Below are 15,469 nucleotides of genomic sequence, written 5' to 3'. Positions count from 1 at the left end.
TTTTTTATCAATTTCATTGTTGACAAGTGCTTTTTTTTGAAATATATTGAAATTGTTTAATATCTGTTTGGTAATATCTAACTAATCGCTAGGCCTTTTTAACCACAAGCGAATATCTGGCACACTAATCGAAAGATTAGGTCGCAAAGCCTTGGAGTCTAACAATTTGTGAAGAATTAATGACCGTCCGGCTGCATAACAATGAATGTAATTGTTTATGCAGCCTTTTTATTTTCCCCTCGTTCTCAACGGATTTTTCCGTGAGATATATAAAATACCCAAGCAGCAAGGGAGGGTAGATCATTAGTGCCTGAAAGGGAGGAATTCTATGAAAAAATGAGGAGGAACCTATGAAACGCGGGTTAAAAATTATATTATCTTGGATTTGCATGTTTTCGCTTTTTGCGAGTCCCATCTCTGTCTTCGGCGCAAGTTCGGGGGATCCCGTCTGGCCGAATCCCGGAGCCATTCAATTGAGCAAAACCGCCCAACCTACGGGGAACCCGGGCGAATGGGAAATCACGCTCAAGGCTGAGGGAAAAAACGTCCAGACTAGCTCGGACGTGGTGCTGGTCATCGATAAGTCAGGGAGTATGGTGAATACAACTTGGCCTTGGGAAACCAATAAAAAAATGGCCAACGCAAAAACGGCCGCGAAAAAATTCGTGGATAATTTGCTGTTAACCGAATCGTCCACCCGGATTGCGGTAGTATCCTTTAACGAATCCGCCACGCTGGTTTCTGATTTTAAAGGACCGGCGCAAAAGGAAGCGTTGAAGAATGCCATTGACGGCATTAATGCCAACGGCGGCACCAATATTCAGGCAGGGGTGAAAAATGCCCGCGATCTTTTGAGCAGCAGTTCGGCGCAAAATAAATTCATCGTTGTTTTGAGCGACGGCGAGCCGACCTACAGCTTCAAAGGAACAGAGGCTACGAGTTTCGATTGGACTAACAGCAATTATAAATTTGCGATCACAAAATTTAATTATGGGAATAGGCTTGGAAATGGTAGTAATTACACTCTGTCGAATTACAAAATTGACAACTATTCTGTGAAAGATAACGGCATCGGTACCATTTCCGAAGCAAAAATCGCCAAAGATGCAGGACTCAAGATTTTTTCGGTAGGCTTGGAAGTCTCAAACAACAGCAACGCGATGAACGTCTTGAAAGATATTCAAAGCGAAGGTTACTTCCCTGCCAACAGCGATGATTTGAACACGATTTTCCGCGAAATGGCCGGAAAAATCGCCTATGCGGCTCAAGAGGCCAAAGTCGTTGATCCCATGGGAGACATGTTCAATCTCAAGAAGCAAGGCGCACAAGTTGGTCCTCAGGATTATTCCGCATCGCAAGGTACGGTAACTTGGAACGCCGCAACCGAGACATTTACTTGGGACATCGGCAACATCGCCGAAGGTGAACCTGCTACACTGACTTACAAAGTGGTCTTGGACCAATCCAAAAACCCCGTTTCTGACATCCTCTATCCTACGAACGGCAAAACGACAATCGATTATACGAATGTTAACAACGAGAAAGTTTCGAAGGATTTTGAGGTGCCGAAAGTAAGTATCGGCAACGGTTCCATCCTCATGAAGGGCTATAAAGTCAATGCGAACGGCAAGCCCGTCAATGCCGAAGGCGTTGAAGTGGAAGGGCCGGAATTCGCGGAATTGCTTTATAGCGAGTATTACAAGGATCAAAACGGGAATGAGGCTTTGCCGATCGGGGCTGCGGAATATTCCGTAACAGCCAAAAACATTGCCGGGTATCAATGGAAAGTAGGGGAAAATCCTGCAAGCATCCGGCTCACCGCCGCCAATCCAACACCAACGGTTTGGTTTGGATATGAGGAAGCGGTTGAACGAACAGTCACCGTTCATTATTTGGAGCAGGGAACTGAAAAAGAACTCGCTCAATCGACCACGGTAAAAGGTGCTGCTGGACAAAAAGTGACTCTGACGGCTGCCGATGTTCCGGGCTACACCCCGGTAAACGAGTCTTACGAGTACACGATTCAGCCTGAAGGCAACGAGTACACCTTCTACTACATCGCTGATAAGCAAAGCGTAGAAGTGCAGTACCTCGAGCAAGGCACGAACAAGAAACTCGCTGACCCAACTACGGTTGAAGGCGTGACTGGGCAAACGCTCGAGCTCAAAGCGATTGGCATCCCCGGCTACACCCCGGTTGAGCCAACTTTCAACTATGAGCTTGGCGTGGAAAATGCTCCGCATATCTTCTATTACACACCAAGCGAACAAACCGTTTCGGTGAAGTTTGTGGATAAGAACACGGGGAAAGAACTGCTTCCGTCTCAAAATGTTCCGGGTGTGACCGGCGAAACCGTAACTCTCAAAGCAGCTGAAATTCCGGGCTACACTCCGGAAAACAAAACTGCCGAGTACACGATTAAAGCCGAGGGCAACAACGAGTACATCTTCTACTACACGGCTAATAAGCAAAGCGTAGAAGTACAGTATCTCGAGCAAGGCACGAACAAGAAACTCGCTGACCCAACTACGGTTGAAGGCGTGACTGGGCAAACGCTCGAGCTCAAAGCGATTGGCATCCCCGGCTACACCCCGGTTGAGCCAACTTTCAACTATGAGCTTGGCGTGGAAAATGCTCCGCATATCTTCTATTACACACCAAGCGAACAAACCGTTACAGTGAAGTTCGTGGATAAGGAATTGGGGAATGAACTTGCTAAGGCTCAAACCGTAACGGGGCGCACCGGCGAAACCGTAACTCTGAAGGCTGTCGAAGTCCCGGGCTACACCCCGGAAAACGAGTCGTATGAGTACACGATTAAAGCCGAGGGCAACAACGAGTACATCTTCTACTACACGGCTAATAAGCAAAGCGTAGAAGTACAGTATCTCGAACAAGGCACGAACAAGAAACTCGCTGACCCAACTACAGTTGAAGGCGTGACTGGGCAAACGCTCGAGCTCAAAGCGATTGGCATCCCGGGCTACACCCCGGTGGAGCCAACTTTCAATTATGAGCTTGGCGTGGAAAATGCTCCGCATATCTTCTTCTACACACCGAGCGAGCAAACCGTTACAGTGAAGTTCGTTGATAAGGAATTGGGGAATGAACTTGCTAAGGCTCAAACCGTAACGGGGCACACCGGCGAAACCGTAACTCTGAAGGCTGTCGAAGTCCCGGGCTACACCCCGGAAAACGAGTCGTATGAGTACACGATTAAAGCCGAAGGCAACAACGAGTACACCTTCTACTACACGGCTGATAAGCAAAGCGTAGAAGTGCAGTATCTCGAGCAAGGCACGAACAAGAAACTCGCTGACCCAACTACGGTTGAAGGCGTGACCGGGCAAACGCTCGAGCTCAAAGCGATTGGCATCCCGGGCTACACCCCGGTCGAGCCAACTTACAACTATGAGCTTGGCGTGGAAAATGCTCCGCACATCTTCTACTACACAGCCAACGCCACCGAACCAGAAGACAGCAGAACTCTGACCGTCAGATACGTGGATCAGCAGACAGGTAAAGACCTGCTGAATCCAACCGAGCGTTTGGGCAAAGTAGGCGAAAAAATTACTCTGACGGCCGTAGATTACACGGACACCGTCACGGGGGCGGTATACAAACCGCACGCTTATGAAGTACCGTACACCTTCACGGAAGATCAGGTGCAGCAATTCGTCTTCAAGTATACTCAAAGTAATACCGGTCAGGAACGTAATATAACGATCCACCATGTGGACCGAGAGACCAATGAAGAGCTTATCGGGCCAACGACTTCCAAAGGTATTGCTGGAACGAATTTGGTCTTTTATCCTGAACCTATTTCAGTGACCGACGCCGTTTATTTCCCGGAACAAACCAAGTACGACATTAAAATTACACTAGAACCGGGACAGGAATACACCATCTACTACGTTAAAGGCGAACCGGCTGAGTTGGCACAGATCACCGTCTCCTATCGAGATCGAGAAACAGGTAACGAGCTGGTCGCACAGGAGATCTACAAAGGCCGCATTGGCGCCGAAATAGACCTCTCCGCTAAACAGGTAGATGGATATACTCCGGAAGTTGCGAACCACACGCATACTTGGACCAACGATCCGAATCAGACTTATGTCTTCTTTTACACGAAAAACGCATCAGCGGATCGTCAATTAACCGTCAAGTATTTGGAAAAGGGCACGAACCGGCAACTTGCGAACCCGACCACGGTATCCGGCAAGCCGGGGGAGACGAAAACACTTACGGCCGTATCGGTATCCGGCTACACTCCGGTGAAAACAACCGATTCCTACACGTTTAGTGATCAGGAAAGCCAAGAGTACACGTTCTACTACACTAAAAAATCGTCGGATTCATCCGGCTCCAGCGGATCGGATAATTCGGGAAGTTCAAACCCAAATCCAAGCCCAAGCACACCGGAAGTAGATCCACTTCCGCCGTTGCCTGCCGTTCCGCCAACACTTGAAATGGAAAACCATTACGACTACATTAACGGTTACCCGGACGGCACGGTTAAGCCGCTGAACAATATTACCCGTGAAGAAGTCGCGGCGATCTTCTACCGGTTGCTGGATGATGAAAGCCGCTCCGCCTACCTGAAAACCGGTAATTCCTTCTCCGACGTTGGAAATACGCGCTGGTCCAACAAGCACATTTCTACGATGGGGAATGCCGGAATTATTACGGGATATCCGGACGGCACCTTTAAGCCGGGGCAATATATTACCAGAGCCGAGTTTGCGGCGATCGCTTCCCGCTTTGACAAGCTGGACGAACGGTCAAACGATATGTTCACGGACATCACGGGACACTGGGCGGAAAAATATATCGCCTCCGCAGCCAACAAAGGCTGGATCAAAGGCTACGCGGACGGAACCTTCAAACCGGATCAATATATTACCCGGGCTGAAGCAGCGAAATTCATCAACAGCGTACTGAACAGAAAAGTCGATAAGGACGGAATTCATAAGGATACGAAGCAGTGGCCGGACAATATCTCTAGCATGTGGTATTACTACGATATTCTTGAAGCCACCAATCATCATGAATACTCCAGAAATGAATCCGGAGTCGAGGTTTGGGAAGAAGTAAAACCTGGCCGCGTCTATCCTTAATAAGAACAAAGCACGCTCCCTTCCGGTTAAGCCAACCGGAGGGGAGCTGTTTTTTATGTTTAATTGGCGGCGTACAGCTTGTCCAAAAACTCGTAGGTCAAAGGCATGTCCTCTTTCAGCTTCTTCTTCGTTTCTTCACTGTAAAAATACAAGGTTGACGTCTCCGCAAAATACTCGTTCGAATACGCCGAAAGATAACCGTCCCCGCTGTAATCATTGTTAGCTTCTTTTTGCCAAATTTCCGTAAATTCAAGCGAAGAGCTAATGTTATTCAACACAATCCGGTCAATCGCATGGAACGTTTCATGAAGCTCCAGGTTTTGTCCGTTGTGGCCTTTCCCCTTGTTGCTGTACCCGATTCTTACGATCACCACGTTCATGCTGACGCCAGGCACATCGTCCCAGGTCAGCCCGGTCTTCTCCCAGCCTCTCGGAGTAACGCCCTTGTACTGGGCAAATTCCGGTTCATCGGTAATTTTGCCGTTGACCAGTTTGATTTTGACGCCGTTGTCCTTCAAGCCCTCAAGAAGAGAAGCCGGAATTTCGGAGAGACGGCTTATCATTTTGCCTGCATCGCTCTTGTTGTATTCCTCTTTAGGCAACACGACAATATCATTAACCAAACTTTGATTATCTTCCGCATGGGCCGGAATTGCCGCTAGATTCATAGCAAAAATAAGTGCAAACGCCAAATAAACGATTCGTCTCATCCCGTGTTCCTCCCGAAGCGCACCGAATACGATGCGTATTCAACCGATTCAGGAAGAAACGAAATACCGTGTATTTACGTTTGGCTTCCATATCGGCAACTGGCTGGCGTTACGGATTCCCGTGGTAGCCCCTATAGCTTTGCGTCCCCATCTTTCGATGGATTTGCCTTTATCAATATGAAAATGAAGTCCAAGCCAACAAAAAAGACCTTCTTACCGAAATAAGAAGGTCCGCCATGCAACGTTAAAGAAACGCTGGCCTCTTGATCGGTAACTGGCTGGTATAGCGAACATGCCGCCTTAACCCCTATAGTTTTGCGTCTCCACCTTTCGATGGATTTGCCTTTATCAACCACTAAAATATTTAACTTTCATAAATCTACCAATCTAGTTTTAGAATAAGTCCGATAGACTAGATAGTCAAGAGTCTTTTGCAAAAAAATGTCGAGCCTTCGGGAAGAAAATTACCATTCTTTTGCGTAAAATTACACATCATTCCCGTAGAAAAACTACTTCCATTTAGAAGGATTGGCGTTTATGCTTATTTTCTAAATTATTGAAAAGGAGTGAATATATCGTAGGTTTTATTAGTCTAAAATTGTTGAACTTCTTAAAAAATTGGAGGGTACTAATGAAAAAGTATTGGGTATGGTTAAGCATCATGGCATTGTTGGTAGGGGCCGTTCTGCTCCCGCTCGGTTCATCTGCGGTTCAAGCCGCCGAAGGGGCCAACCTGGCCTTGGGTAAAGCCAGTGCGGCAAGCGGCCATAACGACGTTTATGTTGCTGCAAACGCTTTCGACAATAATCAAAACACCTATTGGGAGAGTACAAACAATGCGTTTCCGCAGTGGATTCAAACCGACCTGGGCAGCGAAACCAGCGTCGACCGGGTGGTTCTGAAGCTGCCGGCGGGCTGGGAATCGCGCACGCAAACGTTATCGGTTCAGGGAAGCGATGACGGCGCAAGCTTCTCGCCCATCGTCGACTCCGCCGAGTATACGTTTGATCCGGCAGCCGACAACACGGTGGAGATCGATTTTGCGGCCTTTACCGCCCGTTACGTCCGAATCCAAGTGACGGCCAATACGGGCTGGCCGGCAGCGCAATTTTCCGAAGTGGAGGTATACGGGAGCGAGAACGGGGGCGGCGATCCTGATCCTGGCACCGATCCTGGTGAAGAGCCAGGCGACGGGACAAATCTGGCGGCCGGCAAACCGATTGAGGCCTCCTCTGCCACCTTCAATTATGTGGCCGCCAATGCCAATGATGACAACATAAACACGTATTGGGAAGGAAACGGCCATCCAAGCACATTAACCGTAGACTTGGGAGCCAACGCCAACCTTTCCTCGGTAGTGATCAAACTAAACCCGGCAAGCGAGTGGGGAACGCGCACGCAAACGATCCAGGTGCTGGGCCGCGAGCAAGGCTCCTCGACCTTTGCGAACCTGGTTTCCGCGGCAAAATACACCTTTAACCCGGCTACGCAAAACACTGTAACGATTCCCGTCAGCGGAACGGCGAGCAGCGTACAGCTGCGGTTCACGGCAAACTCCGGAGCGCCTGGCGGGCAGGTTGCGGAGTTTCAGGTTTTCGGTGTCCCGGCGGCCAATCCGGACTTAACCGTGACCGCTTTATCCTGGACGCCGAATAACCCGGGTGAAACGGATGAGGTTACTTTAAATGCAACCGTGAAAAATATCGGCACATCCCCCTCTCCAGCGACGGATGTGGGCTTCTACCTGAACGGAACGCTGGCCGGCACTTCCCCTGTCGAAGCGCTGGATGCCGGCGCTGTAGCGACAGTATCGCTGAATGCCGGCGCGAAAACCGCCGCATCTTACACGGTCAGCGCCAAGGCCGACGAGCGCAATTCGGTAATCGAGCTGGATAAGACGAACAACGAATTTACGAATCCAACACCGCTCGTCATCGCGCCCATAGCCAGCTCCGACCTGGTCGGAACGGTCTCCTGGACGCCAAGCCCCCCGGCTTCCGGGGACGCGGTATCTTTTCATGTGAACCTAAAAAACCAAGGCTCGATCGCAACGGCTGGCGGCGCACATGAAGTTACGCTAACGCTTAAAAATGCCGCCGGCACAACGCTGCAAACGTTAAACGGAGCTTATCAGGGCGCTTTGGCGGCAGGCGCAGACGCCGATATCGCCATTCCGGGAACGTGGACGGCAGCGGACGGAAACTACACGGTCCAGATCACCGTGGCCCCGGACGAGAATGAAGCTGCGGTGAAACGGGAAAACAACACCAGTTCGGCCAGCCTGGCCGTGTACGCTCAGCGTGGGGCAAGCATGCCGTATTTCCGCTATGACACCGATGAGGCTGTCCGCGGCGGCGGCGCTGTACTGATGAGCGCGCCGGCCTTCGATCAGGCGCTGACCGCATCCGAGGCCTCCGGTCAAAAATACGTCGCCCTGCCTTCAAGCGGCTCCTATCTGGAATGGACGGTTAAACCGGGGCAAGGCGGGGACGGTGTGACGATGCGCTTCACGATGCCCGATTCCTCCGACGGGATGGGACAAAACGGCTCACTTGACGTTTATGTCAACGGCGCCAAGGTGAAGGCCGTACCGTTGACCTCGTACTATAACTGGCAATACTTCTCGGGTGATCAGCCCGGAGATACGCCCGGCGCGGGACGCCCGCTCTTCCGTTTCGATGAAGTGCATTGGAAGCTGGACACGTCCCTTGAACCCGGCGACACGATCCGCATTCAAAAGGGCAGCGACAACATCGAATACGGTGTAGACTTCATTGAAATTGAGCAGGTTCCCGATCCTATCGCGCGTCCGGCCAATGCGGTTTCCGTCACCGATTACGGCGCTGTCGCGGACGATGGCCAGGATGACCTTGACGCTTTTAAAGCAGCCGTGAATGCGGCTGTGGCGGAAGGCAAAACTCTGTATATTCCGGAGGGCACCTTCCATCTTGGAGGCATGTGGGAAATCGGTTCGGCGAGCAAAATGATCGATGATCTCAAGGTCATGGGCGCGGGGATCTGGCATACGAATCTGCAGTTCACCAATTCCAATCGGGCGTCCGGCGGCATCTCGCTCCGCATTTCAGGTCAGCTTGATTTTAGTAATGTATACATGAACTCGAGTTTGCGGTCGCGATACAACCAGGAAGCCGTGTATAAAGGTTTCATGGACAATTTCGGCACGAACTCGAAGATCCACAACGTATGGGTGGAGCATTTTGAATGCGGGTTCTGGGTCGGGGATTACGCCCATACGCCGGCCATGACCGCAACGGGGCTGGTCATCGAAAACAGCCGCATCCGCAACAACCTTGCCGATGGGGTCAATTTCGCCCAAGGCACCAGCCATTCGACCGTACGCAACAGCAACCTGCGCAATAACGGCGACGACGCGCTGGCCATCTGGACGAGTAACGTAAACGGCGTTCCCGCCGGAGTTAACAATACGTTCTCGTACAACACGATCGAAAACAACTGGCGCGCCGGCGGCATCGGCATTTTTGGCGGCAGCGGACACAAGGCTACCCACAACCTGATCATCGACGCTGTCGGCGGCTCCGGCATCCGTATGAACACCGTGTTCCCGGGTTATCATTTCCAAAATAATATCGGCATTGAGTTCACGGATACCACGATCATCAACAGCGGCACCAGCAAAGACCTATATAACGGAGAACGCGGCGCCATCGATCTGGAAGCTTCGACTGACGCCATCCAGAACGTCACGTTCAACAACATCGATATCATCAACAGCCAACGTGACGCCATCCAGCTCGGATACGGCGGCGGCTTCCAAAACATCGTGTTCAACAACATCACGATCGACGGCACCGGCCTGGACGGGGTAACCACTTCGCGTTTCTCCGGACCGCATCAAGGCGCCGCGATCTTTACTTACACCGGCAACGGTTCGGCCACATTCAACAACCTGGTTACCCGCAATATCGCCTATCCTGATCTGTATTACATTCAGAACGGGTTTGATTTGGAGATCAATTAAGGGTTCCGTACAGTGAAAAGCACGCGAGCAGCAGGGGATTAGTTCCCTTGCTGCTCGCGCTTTTTTTGACTATTTATTATAAGCTCTTACGGTATCGCCGATGGCCTGCAGCAAGCTTTTGCTGGTATCGGTGGTGTCCTGGGTCAGCTCCCAGGCCATGATGCCTCCAAGCTGCTCCAGGGCAAATTGGGTCTTTTTCTTAATGGTCGGAATTCCATTATAGTAAGCTTCCATACCGTTGATCATAGAAACGTCGGTGTTATAGGCATTGGGGTTGGCTTGCAAAATAGCGGCATAGGTAGCCCAGGAAGGTCTGCCGTAGAAAGGAACGCCCAAAACAACTTTTTCCGCGGGCATTTTTCTCGTTTCCTTCCAATACTTTCCGCTAAGGACGGCAAAATCATAGGTGGAATGTCTGTTTCCGTCGCCTCCGTCATAAGCCATCACATTAAACCAGTCCACCGCATTGATGACCTTATCAGTGTGAGCCGCTGCATCCCAGTAAATCACGCCTTCCGGAGTCACGCCGCTAATGACGGCGGAAGTCAGGAGCATGTTTTGCTTTTTAAGCTCCTTGCTCAAGTACACCATCAAATCTTCATACTGCTGCTTGCTTGAACCGTCCGATCTCGGGTGCTCCCAGTCCATATCCACGCCATCAAACCCGTATTGCTTGGCCATGGTGATGATAGCGTCGCCGAACTTTTTAATTTTCTCCGGCGTACTGGTCGCTGCCATGAAGGTGTTCTCCAGCGGGGTTCCATTGTAAGACCAGCCGCCTATCGCAAGCAGGACCTTCACATCGTTGGCATGAGCCGTCTGGATAATTTGGCTGGCAGCACTGGCATTCTCCAGCGGCAGAAGCCCGCTTTCACTGGTCGGAATGGCGAATGCATAATTGATATGCGTCAGGTTATGATATTGAATGGTGTTGATCTTGCCGGGTTCCCAACTTGGGTAATAGCCCACTACTTTGAAGCCGCCTGGAAGGGGCGGATCTGTCGGATCGGTTGGATCCGTTGGATTGGTCGGGTCGGTTGGATCGGTCGGATTGTCCCCGATCAGTTCCCAAACGTCCGCAGCGCCGGGGGTTTCCCCTTGAGTCCACCACTTGGCTTTATACAGTTGGCCGTTGTAAGAAACGATATTACCGGCAACATAAGCTGCACCGCTGTTCCATGCCGGATAGGTACCGTCCGATGGTGCGGCCAATTCCCAAACCTCAGATGTACCGGGGGTGTCTCCTTGGGTCCACCATTTGGCCTTGTATTCCTGACCGTTATAGGAGACGATGTCTCCGCTGAGATAAACTTTGCTGCTATCCCATTCCGGATAGGCGCTGGCCAGTAAAACCCGGCCGGTATCGGCCGCGGCCGCAGCCTGATCGGCTGCCGCTTGGGACACCTGCGCGTTAAACCCTAGTGGAGTGAAAAGTGAAATCAATAATGCCAATACGACTAAAAAAGAGAATTTCTTTTTATGATTCCTCATATGTTCAGTCCTTTCTTCTCATCAATCTACTAAAATTGAAATAGGCAGAAATCTACCATCCTACTCTAACGATCACACCTTTGGGATCGCCGACTTCCAGGTAAGCGGCTTGTCCGTTTACGTCATCGTAGGCGAAGCCGTAGGCCAGACCGTCAATGCTGTGATCATGCCAGAATTTTGCATAATAATTGGCCGGCGCAGCTTTATAGTATTGGCTGACATCGTTCCAATTGGAAGACGTAAATACGTGCCGGTTGAGTGCCGCGCAAACCTGAGGATCGCTGGCGCCGCCGATGCCGAGCAGGATGTCGCGGGTGGAGATGCTGGAATAGCCAGCAAAATAGTTTTCATAGGCTCCCCCGGACTTAAACGCCCCGATCATGGGACTGACTATGCGATAGGGCGCCTGCAAGGTTCCCAGCGATTTGAACTCGGTAGGCACTTCGTTTTTATATTTTGCAAACAAACCGGAACGGGTTTCCGATTCAAACTCGCCTACGGTCCGGTCGTAATTCCCCACTTTATTGACCAAGCGGTGCTGAACCGGGAAGCCGAACTGATCAACCCTTGTTGTGTTCCCATGATACCCGGCATCATCGACCGTAAATTCGGCAAAGTCGAAATAGACATCAAGGTTGGGATCGGTAGGATTGTTGAGATCCGGACCAGCGAAACCGTCATTAAAGGTTTTAATATACAAAGGAGAACCTACACTAAGGAATAATCTGCCCGAAGTGATCTTGGGAAGATTAACCCAGGAAGTGTCGCTAACCTTGTGATAGATGTTGGCATAGTTGGCGCCATTTTTCGTTAAATGACCGGGAGCATCGTTTAAAGCGGTTGAAATGGGCACGAGTTGACCGGACAGGTTCAAATAACTCCATTGGCCGTTGGCCGGATTTTTGCCGATAACCCCCCAGTAAATTTGATTGTCGGCATAGGCCCCGCCCGTGCCGTTCATAACTTTGAGGCTGACTCCGCCTCCGGTAGGATTGGGAATCGAAGAAGCCGGGATCGAGTAAATCGAGCCGCCTGTTGGTTCCGTTGGCTTCGTTGGTTCCGTTGGTTCCGTTTGCCCCGTGCCTTGATAGGTGAAGGTCGTCGTGTCATAAGCCGGATTTCCGTTATTATAAGTAAAGAAATATTTAATCACGGCTCCGGCGGCCGAATCGATAAATTGCTCGTATCTTCCGGCACCGGCGTTGTAAGTCATTCTGAGATTTTGCTGAACGCCCGAATTCACCGTATAATGGACATCCACCCATGTCGTATCGACCTTTGACTTGAACCATAAAGTCACGTTCTTGCCGGATACGTCAACGCCCTGAGTAAAATCCTGCGCTGCCGAGACGTTCATAGAAGAGGTATTCATAGTAAAAGATAACAGAAAAGCGATGAACAAAACGGTGCTGCACTGAAGCCATTTTTTTGTCATAGTATTCCTCCTTCTCATTTGGAAACGTAAAGTGATCAAGTTGATGGATTTGCTATCCCCTCCCTTTCTGTCAAAATTTCGTATAATTGCCTGGCAAGCTATCAAGTTATTTTTTATTATGTAAAATGCAGGCAATTCTACGATTAATAATTTGCCTTATGTACTATATTTTGTCAATGATTTTAGTTATATTTTTATATATTCATATAGACAAAAAAAGCTTAGCCCTCCTTGGTTTCCCAGGATGCTAAGCTATTCTTGCAAGTTGCTTTAGATTACGTCAAACTCCCCATGTTACTCTTCAACATTCGTTCGATCTTCATGTATTGATCCCGCGCCATCGCGAGGGAGCGAATTTTCCGCTGCATTTCGGCAGCAACTTGATTGCGGCGGTTCCGAACACCGTCGATCGCCCTTTGCAGCTGGCGAACTTGACCTTGCACGTTAGACTCGCTGTAGGCGCGTGAGACGTTCGACGCGATCCGCTCCGCATCGTTCACGATTCGGCTGGTTGTGGAAACAAAATCATCGTCCATTCGTTTAAATTTGGTCTGCAGGTCGGTAAGCCGGTTTATGCTGACCATGAGCAGCCCGCCGGAGATTTTGGACATTCCCTTCACGACTTTGCCCGTAAATCCCTTGATTCCCTTAACGGCCTGTTTACCCAAATCCTTCACTTTGCCCCTGGTCATGCTTACCGCCGACTTCACATTGTCTTTAAATTCAGCGACTTCCTGTCGGATCAAATTTGTCGCTTTGCTGAAAAGCGTACTGATATTGCCAACGAGGTTATCCCAGCCTTGTTTCAGGCCTTCCATCATCCGTTTATAGGCTGCAACAATCTTATCGCAAAAGCTTTTAACCGCCCGGCTCAAGGTTTGGGCAAAACGCGCCATCGCCTCGGCAACCCGGACAGCGGTCTCTTTAATGTTCCCGGCCAAATTTTTCATGCCGGTCTTCACGCTTTCCCAACCTCCCTTCAATTTATCCGCCATCGCCGTAAAGGCGGCGCTGACGTTGGCGCCGATCTCGATCGCCGTGTTCCGGGCCTGATCCAGCTTGGTAACGAGCCAATTCCCGATCTCCTTCGCTTTGGTTACCGACGCGTCAATAAATTTACGGAAACCTTCCCGGGTTAGTTCGACTACATGTTTAATCCCGTCTTTCAGGGCACCCACTTTATTGGAAATGCTTTCTTCCACGTCCCCAAACCAGCTTTTTACCTTATCCACGGAACTGTTCCAGGCATTTTTGGCAGCTTCGATCGCCTTTCTGGTTCCCTCGGCAATCCAGTTGCAGAAACTTTGAACCCCCTGAACGAGTTTGTCCATAAACCGGTTCACCGCCTGCATGGCGGCTTCGCCAGCTTGTTTGACATCCGCGAAAAAGTTTTCGATACTGCGGACCATGGCGTCCCAACCGTCTTTGATTTTGCCGGCAAAGCTGGCGATGGCATCCCCAATCGCTTTAGCTTTATCCGAAATTTTATCCGCCAAATCGGACAAGAAGCCCAATAATTTCTCCAGGACAATATCTTTAATGATCGTTCCGACTTCTTTCCCCAGTTGAAACATGTAGCCGAAATTGTCGGCATTGATTTTCAAATAACGCAAAAAATCATCCAGATATTCCCGAGGCATGACTGCGGCACCCAAAGCGCTTGCCAAAAGGCCTCCAAAATCTTTTCCTCCCTGGGCGGCTTTCTCCAGCAGGTAATCCCCTACATACGGCAGCACAATTTTGATGCTTTGATCGGTTTGGGATTGGCTCTCTTTTTGAAACCCTTCTTTCCCGCTTTCCATTAAAGCCAACAATCCATCCATCGCATAACTTCGATCCGGCTCTTCCATATGGGCGTTCAAATAAATCGTTAAATCGTTTACGAGCTGAGGTATCGCCCCTTGGTCGGTGACCTCCCGCAGCTGCCCGTTTTCATCCAGCACGATACCCGGACTATGATTTCTGAGAAAATCTTTTTGATATTCGGTATCGATGTAGATGATTTTACCCGCCACCGGAATCAGCAGGCAATTTACGTAGTCATTTTCCGCGGAAACAGATGTGATTTTATGACTATTTGCTTCGATCAGATCCTTATATTTTTCAATAAACTCTTTAGAAAATCCCTGTCCGTCCAAGGAAACGACCCGATCCACCTTATCGGAAAGAATCCCGACATACTGAGCCTTGTTGCCTCCCTTGGAATGGCCGGTAACCGTAATGTTGTTATAGGGCAATTTCTCAATATATGCCAAAGCACGCTGCTGCATCTCGGTATCAGTTAAATATCCGCCTGTACCGTTGTCATGCCATTCGAGATCTCCGGAAGTACCGCGGAAAACAACAGTCGCGTTCTTGTCGGAATCGACAAAGGTGGCCATACGGGCCCCGACTTCTAATGGTTTCCCGTGCTTATCAATGACGAGATTTCCATTTTTATCGTATACATTTCCGACATCACCATGTTTAACTTTTAAATTCATTAATTGGGGATCTTTTTTAGTGGCTTGTAATACAGTAATCCATTCTTCTCTGGACATTTGACCGGGGTAGCTGACGATACCGTCTTTTACGGTGCGGTTTTTGTCCAGCCCGCCCTTTAAAAGATCATTTACAATCACTTTAACGGTTTTACCGTTTCTGTTTGCCACACCATCAAGATAAATTAAATTATCCAAAAGTATTAACTGACTTTCACTTAGTTCCCCCATTGTTC

General features: G+C 49.8%; 6 protein-coding genes and 3 riboswitches. Of the genes, 2 read left to right on the top strand and 4 right to left on the bottom strand.

What is annotated here, in order from left to right:
• Window positions 1–108 precede the first annotated feature (108 nt).
• A riboswitch (cyclic di-GMP riboswitch) is annotated at window positions 109–199 on the top strand.
• 151 nt (window positions 200–350) lie between these two features.
• On the top strand, window positions 351–5,117 hold the full coding sequence (locus ACLD72_RS11630) for a MucBP domain-containing protein (RefSeq protein ID WP_458475776.1): 4,767 nt from the start codon (window positions 351–353) through the stop codon (window positions 5,115–5,117).
• 59 nt (window positions 5,118–5,176) lie between these two features.
• Here the strand turns inward: ACLD72_RS11630 and ACLD72_RS11625 are convergent, their stop codons facing one another.
• The gene (locus ACLD72_RS11625; RefSeq protein WP_411002600.1) at window positions 5,177–5,827 is read right to left on the bottom strand and encodes an anthrax toxin lethal factor-related metalloendopeptidase; all 651 of its coding nucleotides are present in this window, start codon (window positions 5,825–5,827) and stop codon (window positions 5,177–5,179) included.
• Window positions 5,828–5,918: 91 nt separating this feature from the next.
• Window positions 5,919–6,005, bottom strand: a riboswitch (cyclic di-GMP riboswitch).
• Between the two features lie 88 nt (window positions 6,006–6,093).
• Window positions 6,094–6,181, bottom strand: a riboswitch (cyclic di-GMP riboswitch).
• Window positions 6,182–6,458: 277 nt separating this feature from the next.
• Here ACLD72_RS11625 and ACLD72_RS11620 point away from each other — a divergent pair.
• Window positions 6,459–9,827, top strand: coding sequence for a discoidin domain-containing protein (locus ACLD72_RS11620; protein WP_411002602.1), 3,369 nt, complete (start codon window positions 6,459–6,461; stop codon window positions 9,825–9,827).
• A 69-nt stretch (window positions 9,828–9,896) separates the two neighbouring features.
• On the opposite strand, the gene ACLD72_RS11615 is transcribed toward ACLD72_RS11620, so the two are convergent.
• The 3 genes from ACLD72_RS11615 to ACLD72_RS11605 all read right to left on the bottom strand — a co-directional run bounded on the left by ACLD72_RS11615 (window position 9,897) and on the right by ACLD72_RS11605 (window position 15,464).
• Window positions 9,897–11,279 (bottom strand): glycosyl hydrolase family 18 protein, encoded by a 1,383-nt coding sequence (locus tag ACLD72_RS11615; protein ID WP_458475775.1) that lies wholly within the window; start codon window positions 11,277–11,279, stop codon window positions 9,897–9,899.
• Window positions 11,280–11,370: 91 nt separating this feature from the next.
• Window positions 11,371–12,753 (bottom strand): glycoside hydrolase family 64 protein, encoded by a 1,383-nt coding sequence (locus ACLD72_RS11610; protein WP_411002604.1) that lies wholly within the window; start codon window positions 12,751–12,753, stop codon window positions 11,371–11,373.
• A gap of 275 nt (window positions 12,754–13,028) precedes the next feature.
• Window positions 13,029–15,464 (bottom strand): Mbeg1-like protein, encoded by a 2,436-nt coding sequence (locus ACLD72_RS11605; RefSeq protein WP_411002606.1) that lies wholly within the window; start codon window positions 15,462–15,464, stop codon window positions 13,029–13,031.
• Between the last annotated feature and the right edge of the window lie 5 nt (window positions 15,465–15,469).

The organism is Paenibacillus lacisediminis, assembly GCF_046567315.2.
This window is presented reverse-complemented; position numbering and strand designations above follow the sequence as displayed.

Coding starts and splice junctions, on each gene's coding strand:
- ACLD72_RS11610 (WP_411002604.1), bottom strand. CDS start 12,753: ATGACAAAAAAATGGCTTCAGTGCAGCACCGTTTTGTTCATCGCTTTT.
- ACLD72_RS11630 (WP_458475776.1), top strand. CDS start 351: ATGAAACGCGGGTTAAAAATTATATTATCTTGGATTTGCATGTTTTCG.
- ACLD72_RS11605 (WP_411002606.1), bottom strand. CDS start 15,464: ATGGGGGAACTAAGTGAAAGTCAGTTAATACTTTTGGATAATTTAATT.
- ACLD72_RS11625 (WP_411002600.1), bottom strand. CDS start 5,827: ATGAGACGAATCGTTTATTTGGCGTTTGCACTTATTTTTGCTATGAAT.
- ACLD72_RS11620 (WP_411002602.1), top strand. CDS start 6,459: ATGAAAAAGTATTGGGTATGGTTAAGCATCATGGCATTGTTGGTAGGG.